At 57.5% G+C, this 16,097-nt stretch carries 15 protein-coding genes; 13 read left to right on the plus strand and 2 right to left on the minus strand.

Going from position 1 to position 16,097, the window contains the following annotated elements; all coding sequences use genetic code 11:
• Nucleotides 1–10: 10 nt before the first annotated feature.
• Genes JEM67_RS20570 through baeR form a run of 3 tightly spaced genes read left to right on the plus strand, consistent with a single transcriptional unit; the run spans nt 11 to nt 3,494 of the window.
• On the plus strand, nt 11–1,399 hold the full coding sequence (locus JEM67_RS20570; protein WP_199637081.1) for an MFS transporter: 1,389 nt from the start codon (nt 11–13) through the stop codon (nt 1,397–1,399).
• Nucleotides 1,396–2,778: a two-component system sensor histidine kinase BaeS gene (gene baeS / locus JEM67_RS20575; protein ID WP_199637079.1), complete on the plus strand. Its 1,383-nt coding sequence runs from the start codon at nt 1,396–1,398 to the stop codon at nt 2,776–2,778. The genes JEM67_RS20570 and baeS overlap by 4 nt, the downstream gene beginning before the upstream one ends.
• Nucleotides 2,778–3,494 (plus strand): two-component system response regulator BaeR, encoded by a 717-nt coding sequence (baeR, locus tag JEM67_RS20580; protein ID WP_199637133.1) that lies wholly within the window; start codon nt 2,778–2,780, stop codon nt 3,492–3,494. Before baeS ends, baeR begins: the two co-directional genes overlap by 1 nt.
• On the opposite strand, the gene JEM67_RS20585 is transcribed toward baeR, so the two are convergent.
• Entirely contained in the window at nt 3,489–3,878 is a 390-nt protein-coding gene (locus JEM67_RS20585; protein ID WP_006318241.1) for a type II toxin-antitoxin system VapC family toxin, read from the minus strand. The genes baeR and JEM67_RS20585 overlap by 6 nt on opposite strands.
• A 2-nt stretch (nt 3,879–3,880) precedes the next feature.
• Nucleotides 3,881–4,144: an antitoxin gene (locus tag JEM67_RS20590; protein ID WP_126484532.1), complete on the minus strand. Its 264-nt coding sequence runs from the start codon at nt 4,142–4,144 to the stop codon at nt 3,881–3,883.
• Between the two features lie 350 nt (nt 4,145–4,494).
• On the opposite strand from JEM67_RS20590, the gene JEM67_RS20595 reads away from it, so the two are divergent.
• The 10 genes from JEM67_RS20595 (at nt 4,495) to srlA (ending at nt 16,096) form a co-directional block, all read left to right on the plus strand.
• A complete protein-coding gene (locus JEM67_RS20595; protein WP_013814108.1) occupies nt 4,495–4,833 on the plus strand; it encodes a YegP family protein in 339 nt (112 codons plus the stop codon).
• 235 nt (nt 4,834–5,068) lie between these two features.
• Nucleotides 5,069–6,421, plus strand: a complete 1,353-nt coding sequence (gene yegQ, locus JEM67_RS20600) for a tRNA 5-hydroxyuridine modification protein YegQ (RefSeq protein ID WP_004951966.1) — start codon at nt 5,069–5,071, stop codon at nt 6,419–6,421.
• A 487-nt stretch (nt 6,422–6,908) separates the two neighbouring features.
• Nucleotides 6,909–7,808, plus strand: coding sequence for a lipid kinase YegS (gene yegS / locus JEM67_RS20605; protein WP_166729158.1), 900 nt, complete (start codon nt 6,909–6,911; stop codon nt 7,806–7,808).
• Nucleotides 7,809–8,001: 193 nt separating this feature from the next.
• Entirely contained in the window at nt 8,002–9,216 is a 1,215-nt protein-coding gene (manD, locus tag JEM67_RS20610; protein ID WP_006327237.1) for a D-mannonate dehydratase ManD, read from the plus strand.
• A gap of 14 nt (nt 9,217–9,230) precedes the next feature.
• Entirely contained in the window at nt 9,231–10,247 is a 1,017-nt protein-coding gene (locus JEM67_RS20615; protein ID WP_199637131.1) for a Zn-dependent oxidoreductase, read from the plus strand.
• 84 nt (nt 10,248–10,331) lie between these two features.
• Nucleotides 10,332–11,621, plus strand: coding sequence for an MFS transporter (locus JEM67_RS20620; protein WP_199637076.1), 1,290 nt, complete (start codon nt 10,332–10,334; stop codon nt 11,619–11,621).
• A gap of 47 nt (nt 11,622–11,668) precedes the next feature.
• Nucleotides 11,669–13,141: a mannitol dehydrogenase family protein gene (locus JEM67_RS20625; protein WP_199637074.1), complete on the plus strand. Its 1,473-nt coding sequence runs from the start codon at nt 11,669–11,671 to the stop codon at nt 13,139–13,141.
• A 109-nt stretch (nt 13,142–13,250) separates the two neighbouring features.
• Nucleotides 13,251–13,937, plus strand: coding sequence for a GntR family transcriptional regulator (locus tag JEM67_RS20630; protein ID WP_006327242.1), 687 nt, complete (start codon nt 13,251–13,253; stop codon nt 13,935–13,937).
• Between the two features lie 326 nt (nt 13,938–14,263).
• Entirely contained in the window at nt 14,264–15,313 is a 1,050-nt protein-coding gene (fbaB, locus tag JEM67_RS20635; RefSeq protein WP_004951977.1) for a class I fructose-bisphosphate aldolase, read from the plus strand.
• 234 nt (nt 15,314–15,547) lie between these two features.
• Complete coding sequence (gene srlA, locus JEM67_RS20640; protein ID WP_004941528.1) at nt 15,548–16,096, plus strand: PTS glucitol/sorbitol transporter subunit IIC; 549 nt, start codon at nt 15,548–15,550, stop codon at nt 16,094–16,096.
• The last annotated feature ends 1 nt before the right edge of the window (nt 16,097 follow it).

Consider the following 16,097-nt stretch of genomic DNA (forward strand, 5'->3'; position numbering starts at 1 on the left):
CGGTTGACTGATGATCATAAAACGCACCGCCTCAGTACAGTGGCAACTCTGGATCGTGGCGTTCGGCTTCTTTATGCAGGCGCTGGACACCACCATCGTCAACACCGCCCTGCCGTCGATGGCCGTCAGCCTGGGGGAGAACCCGCTGCGCATGCAGTCGGTGATCGTCTCCTACGTGCTGACGGTAGCCGTGATGCTGCCCGCCAGCGGCTGGCTGGCGGACCGGGTTGGGGTACAGCGGGTGTTCTTCAGCGCCATCGTGCTGTTCACCCTCGGCTCAATCCTCTGCGCCCGTTCGGAAACCCTGAATGAGCTGATCGCCTCGCGGGTGATCCAGGGCATCGGCGGCGCGATGATGGTGCCGGTCGGCCGCCTGACGGTGATGAAAATCGTGCCGCGCGAGCAATATATGGCGGCGATGACCTTTGTCACCCTGCCCGGCCAAATCGGCCCGTTGATTGGCCCGGCACTGGGCGGCTTTTTGGTGCAGTACGCCAGTTGGCACTGGATTTTCCTGATCAATATCCCGGTTGGCATTGCAGGCGCCATCGCCACGCTGCTGCTGATGCCCAACTACCGCATGCAGACCCGGCGCTTCGACATCAGCGGCTTTATCATGCTGGCGATCGGTATGGCGACGCTGACGCTGGCGCTTGACGGCCACAAGGGCATGGCGGCGCTGGCAGGTTACTGGTGGCATGCGCGCGGTAACAGCCGGGCGCTGTTCTCCCTGCGTCTGTTCAGAACCCAAACCTACAAGGTGGGGCTGACCGCCAGCCTGCTTGGCCGCATCGGCAGCGGCATGCTGCCGTTTATGACCCCGCTGTTCATGCAGGTGGGTATGGGGTTTTCCCCGTTCCATGCCGGGCTGATGATGATCCCGATGATTATCGGCAGCATGGGGATGAAGCGTATCGTGGTGCGGGTGGTTAACCGTTTCGGTTACCGTAACGTGCTGGTGGCCGCCACGCTGATGCTGGCGTTGATCAGCCTGAGCTTCCCGCTGGTGGCGATGATCGGTTGGATCTGGCTGCTGCCGGTGGTGCTGTTCTTCCAGGGCATGGTCAACTCGCTGCGTTTCTCGGCAATGAGTACCCTGACGCTGAAAGATTTGCCGGACCGGCTGGCCAGCAGCGGCAACAGCCTGCTGTCGATGGTGATGCAGCTGTCCATGAGCCTCGGCGTCAGCATCGCCGGGATCCTGATTGGCAGCTTTGCCCATCACCAGGTGGTCACCGACAGCCCGGCGATACACAGCGCATTTATTTACAGCTACTGCTGCATGGCGTTAATCATTGCCCTGCCCGCGCTGGCCTTTGCCCGCGTGCCGCCGGATAGTGCGCCAAACCGCACGCTGACCAAAGAACCGGGCACCGGTTCAACGAGGTTACAAAAATGAGAATAGGCATCACCGGGAAACTGTTCCTGGCCATCTTCGCCACCTGCATGCTGGTGCTGATCACCATGCACTGGGGTGTGCGCGTCAGCTTTGAGCGCGGTTTCATCGGCTACATCAAGCACAGCAACGAACAACGTATCAACATGCTGAGCGAAGCACTGGAAGAACAGTACAGTCATCACGGCAACTGGGTTTTTCTGCGCAATAACGATCAGGTGATTTACCAGATCATGCGCTCGTTCGAACAAAACAGCGACAGCAGCCATAATCTGCCGCCCAAAGGCTGGCGCACTCAGTTTTGGGTGGTGGACAACCAATTCAACCGGTTGGTGGGGCATTCCGGCCCGGTGCCCAAAGAGGGCCCGCGCCATCCGATCCGCTACAACAACGAAATCGTCGGCTGGGTGATCACCACGCCGGTAGAGAGGCTGACCCGCAATACCGATATCAATTTCGATCAGCAGCAAAAACGCACCAGTTGGATGATAGTCGCACTCTCCACGCTGCTGGCGGCGGCAGTGACCTGGTTGATGTCGCGCGGGCTGTTGGCGCCGGTCAAGCGGCTGGTCGCCGGCACCCACCGGCTGGCGGCCGGTGATTTCAGTACCCGCGTGACCGTCGACAGCCAGGATGAACTCGGCCGCTTGGCGCAGGATTTCAATCAGCTCGCCACCTCGCTGGAAAAGAACGAGCAGATGCGACGCGCTTTTATGGCCGACGTCTCGCATGAGTTGCGCACCCCACTGGCGGTACTGCGTGGCGAACTGGAGGCATTGCAGGACGGCGTGCGCCAGCCGACGCCGGCGTCGCTCAGCTCGCTGCAGGCGGAAGTCACCACCCTGACCAAGCTGGTGGACGATCTGCATCAGCTTTCGCTGTCCGATCTCGGCGCGCTGGCCTACCGTAAATCGTCGGTCGACTGCGTACATTTACTGCAAATTGCGGTCGCCACCTTCCGCGAGCGTTTTCGCGCCAAAGGGCTTGAGATCGTCACCCTGCTGCCGGAACAGGCGCCGCTGTTCGGCGATCCCGATCGTCTCAATCAGTTGTTCAACAACCTGCTGGAGAACAGCCTGCGCTACACCGACGCCGGCGGTAAGCTGGAGATTGGCGCAGAACAGTTGCCGGGCCAACTGCGGCTTTACTGGCAAGACAGCGGGCCCGGCGTCAATGACGAACAGCTCGCACGCATTTTCGAACGCTTCTACCGCACCGAAGGCTCGCGCAACCGCGCCAGCGGCGGTTCCGGCCTGGGGTTGTCGATTTGTCAAAACATCGTGGAAGCCCACAACGGCCAGATCTTTGCTGCGCACTCGCCTTTAGGCGGCGTGCGGATTACAGTAGAATTTGCCACCCCGATAATGAATAAGGCACCATGATGGAATCCCAGAATCAGCCGTTGCAAATCATGATTGTTGAAGACGAACCCAAACTGGGCCAACTGCTGGTGGACTATCTGCAAGCCGCGGGATATGCCACCCGTTGGTTGACCAACGGCAGCGAGGTGGTACCGGCGGTGCATGAACACTCCCCGGCGCTGATCCTGCTGGATTTAATGTTGCCGGGCAGCGACGGGCTGACGGTATGCCGCGAACTGCGCCGTTTTACCGATGTCCCGGTGGTGATGGTGACGGCCAAGATTGAAGAGATCGATCGCCTGCTGGGGCTGGAAATTGGCGCGGACGATTACATCTGCAAGCCTTACAGCCCGCGAGAAGTGGTGGCTCGGGTGAAAACCATTTTGCGCCGTTGCTATCGGCCGCTGGAAAACCTGCAGGAAGAAACGCAGTTGCATATCGACGAACCGCGCTTTCAGGCCAGCTATCAAGGCCAGATGCTGGATCTCACCCCGGCGGAATTCCGCCTGTTGAAAACCCTGGCCAGCCAGCCGGGCAACGTCTTCTCGCGTGAGCAGTTGCTGAATAATCTGTATGACGACTACCGGGTAGTCACCGACCGAACCATCGACAGCCATATCAAAAACCTGCGGCGCAAGCTGGAGCTGATCGACGGTGAAAAGTCGTTTATTCGCTCGGTATACGGTGTGGGCTATCGCTGGGAATCCGAGCCTTGTCGGCTGATAAACGGGCTATAAGGTCCAGTCTTCAACGTCCAGCCCGGACACCATGCCGAAGGCCCGATCGCTAGTGACCATTGTCGCGCCCCGGCTAAGCGCATGCGCGGCAATCAACTGGTCCAGCGCGCCCAGGACTTTGCCTTTTTTCTCCATGCTCGCCCGCATCACTCCATAACAGCGGGCAGCTTCGCTATCCCAGTCATAAACGGTCACTGCGGCTAAAAACGCCGTTACCATGGCTTTCAACGCTTTACTCTGCCGCTTGGCCACGCCAAAAAGCAGCTCTGCCTCCGTGATGCTGGAAATGCATACGGTGGAAGGCGGCACCTTTTCCATCGCACTCAGCAAACCTGGGTGCCGGCGAAACAGGTGGCTCACGGTATTGGTGTCAAACATATACATGCTTACTCTTCCTCTGCGAAAGGATCCCGGTCGGCAATGCCCTGTTGGCGTTCATCCGCGCCCAGAAAATCATGCGGCACCGGCGTTTTGGCGATCATGTTCAACAGCGGCTCCCAACTGTCCGGTTTTGCAGGGTATTTCGATAAAATCACATTCCCCTCCCGATCGCGGCGGATATATACACGATCTGTGTCAAATTCAAATTCCACGGGTAACCTCACCGCCTGATTTCTGCCATTTTTAAACAGCTTTGCGATTCTTTCCATCTGCACCCTCCTGACAGGCATAGGCCTAAGCATATGCCTGTACCGCGTCGATGCCAAGATGCTTCGCTTGTTTTTTAATCGCATTGCTTTGCGATGCGGCAAACCTTAATACGCAATGCCCTTCAGCGGAATACCGCGTTATCCAATGTGCGGCAAGCTACGCAATTTTGGGCATCGGGATCGCCGTTAGCTTCCCGTGCTTTGGCGCCTTTTGCTGATGAAACTCAACGCCAACGCAAAAAAATTGCGTTTTTTTTAAGCTATGCTGCGCAAGGGATGTTTATTAGCCGCCCAATTTCAAGCTATTGGCTACACTTACATCACTTATCGGAACCCACAGGAGAGGAACCATGGCAATCGGTCACTATGAGCTGAAAAAAGCAAAGAATGGGCAATACCACTTCAACCTGAAAGCCAGTAATGGCGAGATCATTCTGGGCAGTGAGATGTACGCCAGCAAAGCCTCTGCGGAGAATGGCATTGCCTCGGTGCAAACCAATTCGCCTCAGGAAGGGCAGTATGAATTGAAACACAGCACCAGCAATCAACCTTACTTTGTACTGAAAGCCAAGAATCATCAGGTGATCGGCGTCAGCGAAATGTACAGTTCTGAAACTGCCGCGAAAAATGGCATTCAGTCAGTGATCAAGAACGGCCCAAGCACCGACGTGCGCGATTTAAGCGCATAGCTTCGTCACCCGGCGCGCGATGATCGCCATCGCGCGTTCTTCTTATGACCGGGATCAATCCCCCTGTAATAAATCCGGTTAACTGCTGATTTTTTGCCGCGCTACCGCTACAATTCCCCGCTTTTACTGCGCCATTTGGTGGTGCGTTATGCCCACTGGCTTTCATGTTGCAGCCAACAACGCTGCAGTTTGAAAGACACAGGTATACTGACCTGAAATCAGACCGAGACTCATTATGTTTACACCGGAACTTCTCTCCCCGGCCGGCACGCTGAAAAACATGCGTTACGCCTTTGCCTATGGTGCCGATGCGGTTTATGCCGGCCAGCCGCGTTACAGCCTGCGGGTGCGTAACAACGAATTCAATCACGAGAATCTGGCACAGGGGATCAACGAAGCGCACGCGCTGGGCAAGAAGTTCTACGTGGTGGTGAACATCGCCCCGCATAACGCCAAGCTGAAAACCTTCCTGCGCGATCTTAAACCGGTGATCGATATGGGCCCGGACGCGCTGATCATGTCCGATCCCGGCCTGATCATGATGGTGCGCGAAGCCTTTCCGCAGATGGACATTCATCTGTCGGTGCAGGCTAATGCCGTCAACTGGGCGACGGTAAAATTCTGGCAACAGATGGGGCTGACGCGCGTGATCCTGTCGCGCGAACTGTCGCTGGAGGAGATCGCCGAGATCCGCAGCCAGGTGCCGGAGATGGAACTGGAAATCTTCGTCCACGGTGCCCTGTGCATGGCCTATTCCGGCCGCTGCCTGCTGTCCGGCTATATCAACAAGCGCGATCCCAACCAAGGCACCTGCACCAACGCCTGCCGCTGGCAGTACAAGGCGGAAGAAGGCAAAGAGGATGACACCGGCAACATCGTGCATCTGCATGAGCCGATCCCGGTGCAGACCGTCGAGCCGACGCTGGGTATCGGCGCGCCGACCGACAAGGTGTTCATGCTCTCCGAAGCGCAAAAGCCGGATGAATACATGAGCGCCTTTGAAGATGAACACGGCACCTACATCATGAACTCGAAAGATCTGCGCGCCATCCAGCACGTAGAGCGTCTGACTCAACTCGGCGTGCATTCGTTGAAGATTGAAGGCCGCACCAAGTCCTTTTACTACTGCGCGCGTACCGCACAGGTTTACCGTCGCGCCATTGACGATGCGGTCGCAGGCAAGCCGTTCGATCCCTCGCTGCTTACCACGCTGGAAGGTTTGGCGCACCGCGGTTACACCGAAGGGTTCTTGCGCCGCCACGTGCATGAGGCACAGCAAAATTACGATTACGGCTCCTCACTGTCCGAACGCCAGCAGTTCGTCGGCGAATTTACCGGCGTAAGGCGCGACGGCTGGGCGGAAGTGGACGTGAAAAACAAGTTTATGATCGGCGACGGCGTGGAGATGATGACCCCCGGCGGTAACGTGTTGTTTACCCTGGAGAGCATGCAAAATAAGAAAGGCGAAGCGATCGACGTGGCGCCTGGCAACGGGCATATCGTTTATTTGCCGATCCCACAGGATATCGATCTCAATTACGCATTGCTGATCCGCAATTTACCGGACACCCAGAGTCCCGCCGCGTAAAAACACCCATCGCCACCCTTAGGTGGCGATTTTTAGCAAATATTAGAATTGGATCACATCAATTACCGCGCAGCTTGGTTACCATCAGCCTGCTTAAAACCAAGAATGAAAAATATTTGCATAGCAATACTAGGAACCACCTCCTTAGCCGGTCCAATCTCCCTTGGGCTGGCTTTTTCTTTGGTGCCGTCAAAATACCCGCAGATGAAACCCTACTATTTTTTCAACATTTAAAATTGTCGAGTTATCTATTTTAATAACACGTCGCTCCGCACTTCGATATAAATACCCGACCTCATCGATTAATTAAACCATTAACAAAAACTCGCTGCTGATACCGCGCCTATATCTTAAATTAAGTCAAACATGCAGAAATAATCGCTGGCCCGCTGGCCATAATCAGAATTAACTGAATATTCTGATGGTCTGCTCTCCGCTTGTGGTTTATCGTTTCTGTCCAAAGCATTTGTCAGCCGGGAGAGAGGGAATGAGTCAACACACGTCAGCGCTTCTTATCATTAATGGCAAAGGCGCCGGCAACGAAGACGTTCGCCTTGCGGTGCAGAAGCTGCGGGATGAGGGCCAGACCCTGCACGTTCGCGTGACCTGGGAACAGGGTGACGCAGCGCGCTATGTGAAGGAAGCTTGCCAACTGGGGGTCGCCACCCTGATCGCCGGTGGCGGCGACGGCACCATCAACGAAGTGGCCGCCGCGCTGACGGCGCTTCCTGCAGGCAGCCGCCCGGCATTGGGCATACTGCCGCTGGGCACCGCCAATGACTTCGCCGTGGCCTGCAATATTCCGCTGATACCGGAACAGGCGCTGCTGTTGGCGACGAAAGGCCGTGCGGTGCCGATCGATCTGGCGAAGGTCAATGACGAACGCTACTTTATCAACATGGCGACCGGCGGTTTCGGTACCCGCATCACCACCGAAACGCCGGAAAAACTAAAGGCCGTACTGGGCGGCGTTTCTTACTTTATTCATGGCCTGCTGCGCATGGATACGCTGAAAGCCGACCGCTGCGAGATCCGCGGGCCGGATTTCCAATGGTCCGGTGACGCGCTGGTGATTGGCATCGGCAACGGCAAGCAGGCTGGAGGCGGCCAGCAGCTGTGCCCGGACGCGTTAATCAACGACGGGCTGCTGCAACTGCGGCTGTTGATCGCAGACGAACTGCTGCCCGCGTTGGTGGCCAGCCTGGTTAACGGCGAGGAAAACAAAAACGTGGTTAGCGCCGCGCTGCCTTGGTTGGAAATCAATGCGCCGCACGAGATCACCTTTAACCTCGACGGCGAGCCGCTGAAGGGCACGCATTTCCGCATCGAAGTGCTGCCGAACGCCATTGAATGCCGCCTGCCACCCAACTGCGAGCTGCTGGGCTAAGGCCGCCCTTTCTCTGATCCCTGGGCGCAGCCAGCCTGCTGCGCCCTCTTGCCGGTTCCCCCTCCTCCTTTCCCTCATTACGCGATGAAATGTGATCTTCCCCGGCAAATCCTTTAAATCATACTTGTATGGTAGTTAGTTCATGGCGTATTTTTTCCCTATTAATGACCCGTGGGAACAGGATGTAGACGTTATGAAAATTGTTAACGCAGAGGTGTTTGTCACTTGCCCAGGCCGGAATTTTGTCACGCTGAAGATCACCACCGACGACGGCATTACCGGCATCGGCGACGCCACCCTCAACGGCCGCGAACTGCCGGTAGCCTCCTACCTGAAAGATCATGTCTGCCCGCAGTTGATCGGCCGCGATGCCCACCAGATCGAAGACATCTGGCAATTCTTCTACAAAGGTGCCTACTGGCGGCGCGGCCCGGTCACCATGTCTGCCATCTCCGCCGTCGATATGGCGCTGTGGGACATCAAGGGCAAGGCCGCCAATATGCCGCTGTATCAGCTGCTGGGTGGCGCATCGCGCACCGGTGTGATGGTTTACTGCCACACCACCGGCCATTCCATCGACGAAGTGCTCGACGACTACGCCAAACATAAAGAGCTGGGCTTTAAAGCCATTCGCGCCCAGTGCGGCGTGCCGGGCATGAAAACCACCTACGGCATGGCCAAAGGCAAAGGGCTGGCTTACGAACCGGCCACCAAAGGCAACTGGCCGGAAGAGCAACTGTGGTCCACGGAGAAATACCTCGATTTCACCCCCAAGCTGTTCGAGGCGGTGCGCAACAGGTTCGGTTTTGACGAGCATCTGCTGCACGACATGCACCACCGGTTGACGCCAATCGAGGCTGCGCGCTTTGGCAAAAGCATTGAACAGTACCGATTGTTCTGGATGGAAGATCCAACCCCGGCGGAGAACCAGGAATGTTTCCGCCTGATCCGCCAGCATACCGTTACACCTATCGCCGTCGGCGAAGTCTTCAACAGCATCTGGGACTGCAAACAGCTGATTGAAGAACAACTTATCGACTATATCCGCACTACCCTCACCCACGCCGGCGGTATCACCGGCATGCGCCGCATCGCCGATTTCGCCTCGCTGTATCAGGTGCGTACCGGTTCGCATGGCCCTTCCGATCTGTCGCCTATCTGCATGGCGGCGGCGCTGCACTTTGATCTGTGGGTGCCGAACTTTGGCGTGCAGGAATATATGGGTTACTCCGAACAAATGCTCGAGGTGTTCCCGCACAGCTGGACCTTCAACGACGGCTACATGCACCCGGGCAACAAACCGGGGTTGGGCATTGAGTTCGACGAAAAACTGGCCGCACGCTATCCGTACGAACCGGCCTATCTGCCGGTCGCGCGCCTGGAGGACGGCACCTTATGGAACTGGTAACGGGAGAACGCGCAATGCAAAGCGTGGTGATTGAACAACCTGGCCGGCTGGTTATCCAGCAGCGCCCGCTGCCGCAGCCGGCGGCCGGCGAAGTGCGGGTAAAGGTGAAGTTTGCCGGCATCTGCGGCTCCGATGTGCACATTTATCATGGGCATAACCCGTTCGCCCGCTACCCGCGCGTGATCGGCCATGAGTTTTTCGGCGTGATTGACCAGGTGGGCAGCGACGTCGACCCGCAACGTATCGGCGAACGCGTTTCGGTGGATCCGGTGGTGAGCTGCGGCCATTGCTATCCTTGTTCCATCGGGCGCCCCAACGTCTGTACCGAGCTGCAAGTGATCGGCGTGCACCGCGACGGCGGCTTCAGCGACTATGCCTGCGCCCCGGCGCGCAACGCTTACCGCATTCCTGAAAGCATCAGCGATCGCCACGCCGCGATGGTCGAGCCTTTCACCATTGCCGCCAATATCACCGCCCACCTGCAGCCCAGGGCCGAGGATATCGCGCTGATCTACGGCGCCGGGCCAATGGGACTGACGGTGATCCAGACGCTTAAAGGGGTTTACGGCGTGAAGCAGATGATTGTCACCGACCGCATCGCTGAACGGCTGGCTATGGCGCAAGAAAACGGTGCCGACTGGACGTTCAATAACGCCGAGGCTTCACTGCCAGCCGAGCTGGAACGACGCGGCATCCGCCCGACGCTGATCGTCGACGCCGCCTGCCATCCGGCCATTTTGCAGGAAGCCATTAACCTTGCATCACCGGCGGCGCGCATCGGCATCATGGGTTTCTCCGGCGATGCCTGCACCGTCACCCAGCAAAGCATCACCAGCAAGGAATTGTCGATTTTCTCCTCGCGTCTCAACAGCGCCCGCTTCCCGCAGGTTATCGACTGGATGGCCGGCGGAAAAATCGACCCGCAGCGGTTAATCACCCATTGCGTAGCCGCCAATGAAGTGGAACAGGCGATGCTGATGTTCGAAAAAGATCAACGCACCTGCTGCAAGGTGTTACTGCAATTCAGTTAGTTTTGTTAACACCGGGGCATAGGGCGGCCTGGCCGCCCTTGCAGAAAATAAAGCATCAAAACTAGAAATATATGGAGTGCTTTTATGTTTAAAAACCTGCGTTGGACCATAGTATTCCTGCTGTTCATGGTCTTTATGATCAACTACCTCGACCGCGTCGCGCTGTCGATTACCGTGCCGATGATCGAAAAAGATCTGATGCTGAACGCCGAGCAGTTTGGCCTCATCTTCGGCAGCTTCTTCTTCGGCTACGCCATCTTCAACTTTATCGGCGGGCTGGCGGTCGACAAGTACGGCCCGACGCTGGTGCTCGGCATCGCCGTGGCCTTATGGTCAATCTTCTGCGGCATGACGGCGTTCGCCACCGGCTTCTATTCCATGCTGATCCTGCGCATCCTGTTCGGCATGGCCGAAGGGCCGATCAGCTCTTCCGCCAACAAAATGATCAACGGCTGGTTCCCGAAGAAACAGGCGGCTACCGCCATGGGCCTGCTCAGCGCCGGTTCGCCTTTGGGCGGCGCGGTAGCCGGGCCGATCGTCGGCTATCTGGCGCTGGCGTTCGGCTGGCGGATGGCGTTCATGATCATCTGCTCGATCGGCATCGTCTGGATGCTGGTGTGGTTCTTCGTGGTGGCGGATAACCCGGCCAAGAGCAAGCACGTCAGCGAAAACGAGCGGGCGTTGATCAACAAACTGAAAGAGGAAAAAATCAGCGAAGAAGAAGAGCTGAGCGACGCCGCGCATGGGCTAGGCTACTACCTGAAGCAGCCGATCATCCTGGTGGCCGCATTCGCCTTCTTCTGCTACAACTACATCCTGTTCTTCTTCCTGAGCTGGTTCCCGGCGTATCTGGTGCAGGCGCACAACCTGAACATCAAGGAAATGAGCCTCACCACCATGATCCCGTGGATTGTCGGTTTTGTCGGACTGGCGCTCGGCGGCTATATCTCCGACAAGATTTTCAATATCACCGGCAAGTTGCTGCTGTCGCGCAAGATCGTATTGGTGACCAGCCTGTTGGCGGCGGCCATTTGCGTCGCATTGGCGGGCACCGTCAGCAGCGTGGTGCCGGCGGTGATGCTGATGTCGGTCTCTATCTTCTTCCTGTATATCACCGGGGCCATTTATTGGGCGATCATTCAGGACGTGGTGCATAAATCCCGGGTCGGCGGCGCCAGCGGCTTCGTTCATATGATCGGCAGCGTGTCGGGGATCATTGGCCCGGTAGTGACCGGTTATATCGTGCAGAACACCGGCAAGTTCGACAGCGCCTTTATCCTGGCCGGCGGCGTGGCCGCACTCGGCGCCGTGCTGGTGTTGCTGGTGATCAAGGCACCGCGCAATGCCGCACAACCGCAGATCTCGAAACACTAACCCCTTCGGGGCGGCCAACGTCGCCCCGCTCTTTCAGGGATTTCAGCATGACACTTTCCAGCAACAGCGCGCTGCCGGCGGCAATTGCCCGGCCAGGTTACGACCGTGAACGCATAAAACCCCGCATTGTCCACCTCGGCTTTGGCGCCTTTTTTCGCGCACATCAGGCCGTGTATGCCGAGCAGTTGGCCAACGATCACGCCGGCGACTGGGGTTACTGCGTGATCAGCATGCATAACGGCCAGCAAAAAATCGCCGATCTGCAGCAGCAGGATTTGTTGTACACGGTGGCCGAAATGGACGGCAACGGCTGGCGCGGCAGGACGATCGGCGTGATCAGGCAGGCGCTGCACCTGCAGGTTGACGGGTTGGCAGCGGTGCTCGACGCCATGGCGCAGCCAGAAATTGCCATAGTTTCATTGACCGTCAGCGAGAAAGGTTATTGCTACCAACCTGCCAACGGCCAGTTGATGCTCGATCACCCGGATATTCAACACGACATTGCCAACCCGCTGCGGCCGCGGTCCGCGCCGGGGCTGATCCTGGCTGCGCTGCGCTTGCGCCGGGAGCGCGGCCTGCCGGCGTTTAGCGTGATGTCCTGCGACAACATGCCGGCCAACGGCCAGGTAACCCGCAACGTCGTCGCTCAACTGGCGCAGCGGCAGGATGCCGGGTTGGCCGACTGGGTGCGGCAAAACGTCCGCTTTCCTTCCACCATGGTAGACCGCATTGTCCCGGCGGTGACGCCGGAAACCCAACGCCAGTTGCAGGCATTGCTGGGCGGCGTGAGCGATGCGGTCGGCGTGGCCTGCGAACCCTTCCGCCAATGGGTGATCGAAGACGACTTCCCTCAGGGGCGGCCTGAGTGGGAGCGAGCGGGCGCCGAACTGGTCAGCGACGTGCTGCCGTATGAGGAAATGAAGCTGCGGATGCTGAACGGCAGCCACTCGTTCCTTGCCTATCTCGGCTATCTGGCCGGTTATCCGCACGTCAGCGACTGCATGCAAGATGAGGACTTTGTCCGCGCCGCTCGCCATTTAATGTTGGCGGAACAGGCGCCGACACTGCAGGTAAGCGGTGTCGATTTGGCGCATTACGCCGATTCATTGTTGCAGCGCTACCGTAACAGCGCGTTGAAACACCGCACCGGGCAAATCGCCATGGACGGCACGCAAAAATTGCCGCAGCGCCTGCTGGATCCCATTCGCCACCATCTGGCGCACGGCAGCCGTTTTGACGCCCTGGCGTTGGTCGTGGCCGGTTGGATGCGCTATGTCGGTGGCCTGGATGAGCAGGGCCGGCCGATCGAAATCAGCGATCCCTTGCGTGAACGCATTGCCGATCGGGTGGCGGGCAGCGAAGAAGGCCCACAGCGCGTGCTTGCGTTGCTCCAGTTGGAAAGGGTATTTGGCCATGACCTGCCGGACAGCCCGCGCTTCGTCAGCGCAGTAACCCAGGCCTATTTGGCGCTGTTGGATAAGGGAGCAAAAGCCGCCGTCGCCGGATTAGCGGTTAGTTGATAGATCGATTGAAATTCATCAGGCTGCGGAGGGATTTATCCGCCCGCAGCCCCAAGATAATCTGCTAGTATGGTGGCATTCACTGCAAGTCGGGTCACTGATTGTCGCCATGTCTGAATCCTACAGCCTCACCAACACCCTTCCGGTCAACCAGCAAATTTACCGTTTCCTGCGTAAAGACATTGTCGACTGCACCATTCCGCCCGGCACGCTGCTTTCCGAGAAAGAGATTTCCACCCGCTTTAGCGTTTCGCGCCAACCGGTACGCGAGGCTTTCATCAAGCTGGCGGAGGCCGGTTTGGTGCAGATACTGCCGCAGCGCGGCACTTTCGTGATGAAGATTTCCGCCAAGCGGGTGGCCGACGGGCGCTTTATCCGCCAGGCGGTGGAGTGTGCTATCGTCCGCCGCGTGGCGCAGCGGATCACGCCGGAACAGCTGATGACGCTGGAGCACAATTTGCATCGCCAGGAACTGGCGGCGCAAAACCAACAGACGCGCGAGTTTTTGGCGCTGGACGATGAGTTCCACCAGTTGCTGACCCAGTTCGCCGACTGCCCCCTGGCCTGGGAAACCATCGAAACCATCAAGGCCACCATGGACCGGGTGCGTTTTCTCAGCCTGAGCGAGGTGTCGCCGCCGGAAAGCCTGATCCAGCAGCATTATCGGATCTTTGCCGCACTGAAGGCGCAGGATGCGGACGCCGCCGAACGCGCCATCCATGAGCACCTGCAGGAGATGATCTACTCTATTACGCCGATCGCCCTGCAAAACACCGAGTGGTTCGATATCGAGTAATCAGTCAGTTACCGCGCCGGGGGCGATCGCCCTCGCGTATTTGCCCCTGCAAATGGAATTTCCTCTCAATCGCATCTATTGTTTCTCCTTGCCAAAGGAAATTCAGTAGTCTCGTTCTTTCAGCTTTAATCACCGCTTTCTGCTATGCCGGTGACCCAATATCCCCTATGGCTTTCAAGTTGCAGCTAGGCACCCAGCTTGCTCATCCCCAGGCGCTTACTTTAGTAAGTAACTGGGGTGGGCTAGTGCAGGTAACAACGCTGCAGCTTGAAAGACGACGGGGATGGCATTGCCGGTGTACCAGGGAGCTAAATCGGGAGTTAATCATGACTGATATCGCGCAGCTGTTAGGAAAGGAAGCGGAAGACCTGTTGCAACACCGCTGTACCACCATCCCTGCTGAGAATCTGTACCTGCCGGGCGCCGACTTTGTTGACCGGATAATGATCGATAACAACCGTCCCAATACCGTCCTTCGTTCCATGCAAACCCTGCTCAACCACGGCCGCCTGGCCGGTACCGGTTACCTGTCGATTCTGCCGGTCGATCAGGGCATTGAACACTCGGCCGGCGCTTCTTTCGCCGCCAATCCCTTGTATTTTGATCCGAAAAACATCGTCGAACTGGCAATCGAGGCCGGCTGTAACTGCGTCGCCTCCACCTATGGGGTGCTGGCGTCGGTATCACGTCGCTACGCCCACAAAATTCCGTTCCTGGTCAAACTGAACCATAACGAGACCCTGAGCTACCCGACCCAATACGACCAGACGCTGTACGCCAGCGTCGAGCAGGCTTTCAATATGGGGGCGGTTGCGGTCGGCGCAACCATTTACTTCGGCTCCGAGCAATCTCGCCGCCAGATCGAGGAGATCTCAGCCGCCTTCGAACGCGCGCACGAGTTGGGCATGGTCACCGTACTCTGGGCCTATCTGCGTAACCCGGCGTTCACCAAAGACGGCGTGGATTACCATTCCAGCGCCGATCTTACCGGCCAGGCCAACCATATTGCCGCCACCATCGGCGCCGATATCGTCAAGCAAAAAATGGCGGAAAACAACGGCGGCTACCGCGCAGTAAAATTCGGCTATACCGATGACCGCGTCTACAACAAGCTGACCACCGATCACCCGATAGATCTGGTGCGTTACCAATTGGCCAACTGCTATATGGGCCGCGCGGGCTTGATCAACTCCGGCGGCGCCGCCGGTGAAAACGACCTGCAGGAATCGGTGCGCACCGCAGTCATCAACAAGCGTGCGGGCGGTATGGGCCTGATCCTGGGACGCAAGGCGTTCAAGAAATCGATGAAAGAAGGCGTGGCGCTGATCAACGCCGTACAGGACACCTATCTGGACAAAAACGTCACCATCGCCTGATCCTTTTCCCTGCCCCCTCAGCCCGGTACGCCGGGCTTTTTTGTGCCTGTCTTCCGTCAATCCTGTCGTTCTACCTTTATTTTTCTTTCACAATTAACTTTCACAATAAAATATTTATCTTTCATAATGTGATCTATTTAAAACAAATGAATCCATAAAGTGATTAGTGTAAGGCCCATGGCGACAGAGCCGCTTTTCGCTCCAGGCCATATCGTCCATCACAGGAGAGCAATAATGATTGAGCTAATCACCCACGGCGCCGAGTGGTTTATCGGCCTATTTCAGAAAGGTGGTGAAGTGTTCGTCGGCATGGTGACCGGCATTTTACCTTTGTTAATCAGCTTGTTGGTTATCATGAATGCGCTGATCAAATTTGTAGGCCAGGAACGTATCGAACGATTGGCGCAGCGCTGCGCGGGCAACCCGGTATCGCGCTATCTGCTGCTGCCGCTGATCGGTACCTTTGTTTTCTGTAACCCGATGACCCTCAGTCTCGGGCGCTTTATGCCGGAGAAATACAAGCCCAGCTACTATGCGGCGGCGTCCTACAGCTGCCACTCGATGAACGGCCTGTTTCCGCACATCAATCCCGGCGAGCTGTTCGTTTACCTCGGTATCGCCAGCGGGCTGACGACTCTCGGCCTGCCGCTGGGGCCATTGGCGGTGAGCTATTTCCTGGTCGGGCTGTTCACCAACTTCTTCCGTGGCTGGGTAACCGACCTCACCACCAGTCTGTTCGAACGCAAGATGGGCATCCGCCTGGATCGCCAGGTGCAACTTTAAT

The sequence above is a fragment of the Serratia sp. PAMC26656 genome (assembly GCF_016469055.2).
Lineage (GTDB): Bacteria > Pseudomonadota > Gammaproteobacteria > Enterobacterales > Enterobacteriaceae > Serratia > Serratia plymuthica.

Excerpts from the sequence above, each read along its gene's own strand:
- JEM67_RS20570 (WP_199637081.1), top strand. The coding sequence starts at position 11 with ATGATCATAAAACGCACCGCCTCAGTACAGTGGCAACTCTGGATCGTG.
- baeS (WP_199637079.1), top strand. The coding sequence starts at position 1,396 with ATGAGAATAGGCATCACCGGGAAACTGTTCCTGGCCATCTTCGCCACC.
- baeR (WP_199637133.1), top strand. The coding sequence starts at position 2,778 with ATGGAATCCCAGAATCAGCCGTTGCAAATCATGATTGTTGAAGACGAA.
- JEM67_RS20585 (WP_006318241.1), bottom strand. The coding sequence starts at position 3,878 with ATGTATATGTTTGACACCAATACCGTGAGCCACCTGTTTCGCCGGCAC.
- JEM67_RS20590 (WP_126484532.1), bottom strand. The coding sequence starts at position 4,144 with ATGGAAAGAATCGCAAAGCTGTTTAAAAATGGCAGAAATCAGGCGGTG.
- JEM67_RS20595 (WP_013814108.1), top strand. The coding sequence starts at position 4,495 with ATGGCAATCGGTCACTATGAGCTGAAAAAAGCAAAGAATGGGCAATAC.
- yegQ (WP_004951966.1), top strand. The coding sequence starts at position 5,069 with ATGTTTACACCGGAACTTCTCTCCCCGGCCGGCACGCTGAAAAACATG.
- yegS (WP_166729158.1), top strand. The coding sequence starts at position 6,909 with ATGAGTCAACACACGTCAGCGCTTCTTATCATTAATGGCAAAGGCGCC.
- manD (WP_006327237.1), top strand. The coding sequence starts at position 8,002 with ATGAAAATTGTTAACGCAGAGGTGTTTGTCACTTGCCCAGGCCGGAAT.
- JEM67_RS20615 (WP_199637131.1), top strand. The coding sequence starts at position 9,231 with ATGCAAAGCGTGGTGATTGAACAACCTGGCCGGCTGGTTATCCAGCAG.
- JEM67_RS20620 (WP_199637076.1), top strand. The coding sequence starts at position 10,332 with ATGTTTAAAAACCTGCGTTGGACCATAGTATTCCTGCTGTTCATGGTC.
- JEM67_RS20625 (WP_199637074.1), top strand. The coding sequence starts at position 11,669 with ATGACACTTTCCAGCAACAGCGCGCTGCCGGCGGCAATTGCCCGGCCA.
- JEM67_RS20630 (WP_006327242.1), top strand. The coding sequence starts at position 13,251 with ATGTCTGAATCCTACAGCCTCACCAACACCCTTCCGGTCAACCAGCAA.
- fbaB (WP_004951977.1), top strand. The coding sequence starts at position 14,264 with ATGACTGATATCGCGCAGCTGTTAGGAAAGGAAGCGGAAGACCTGTTG.
- srlA (WP_004941528.1), top strand. The coding sequence starts at position 15,548 with ATGATTGAGCTAATCACCCACGGCGCCGAGTGGTTTATCGGCCTATTT.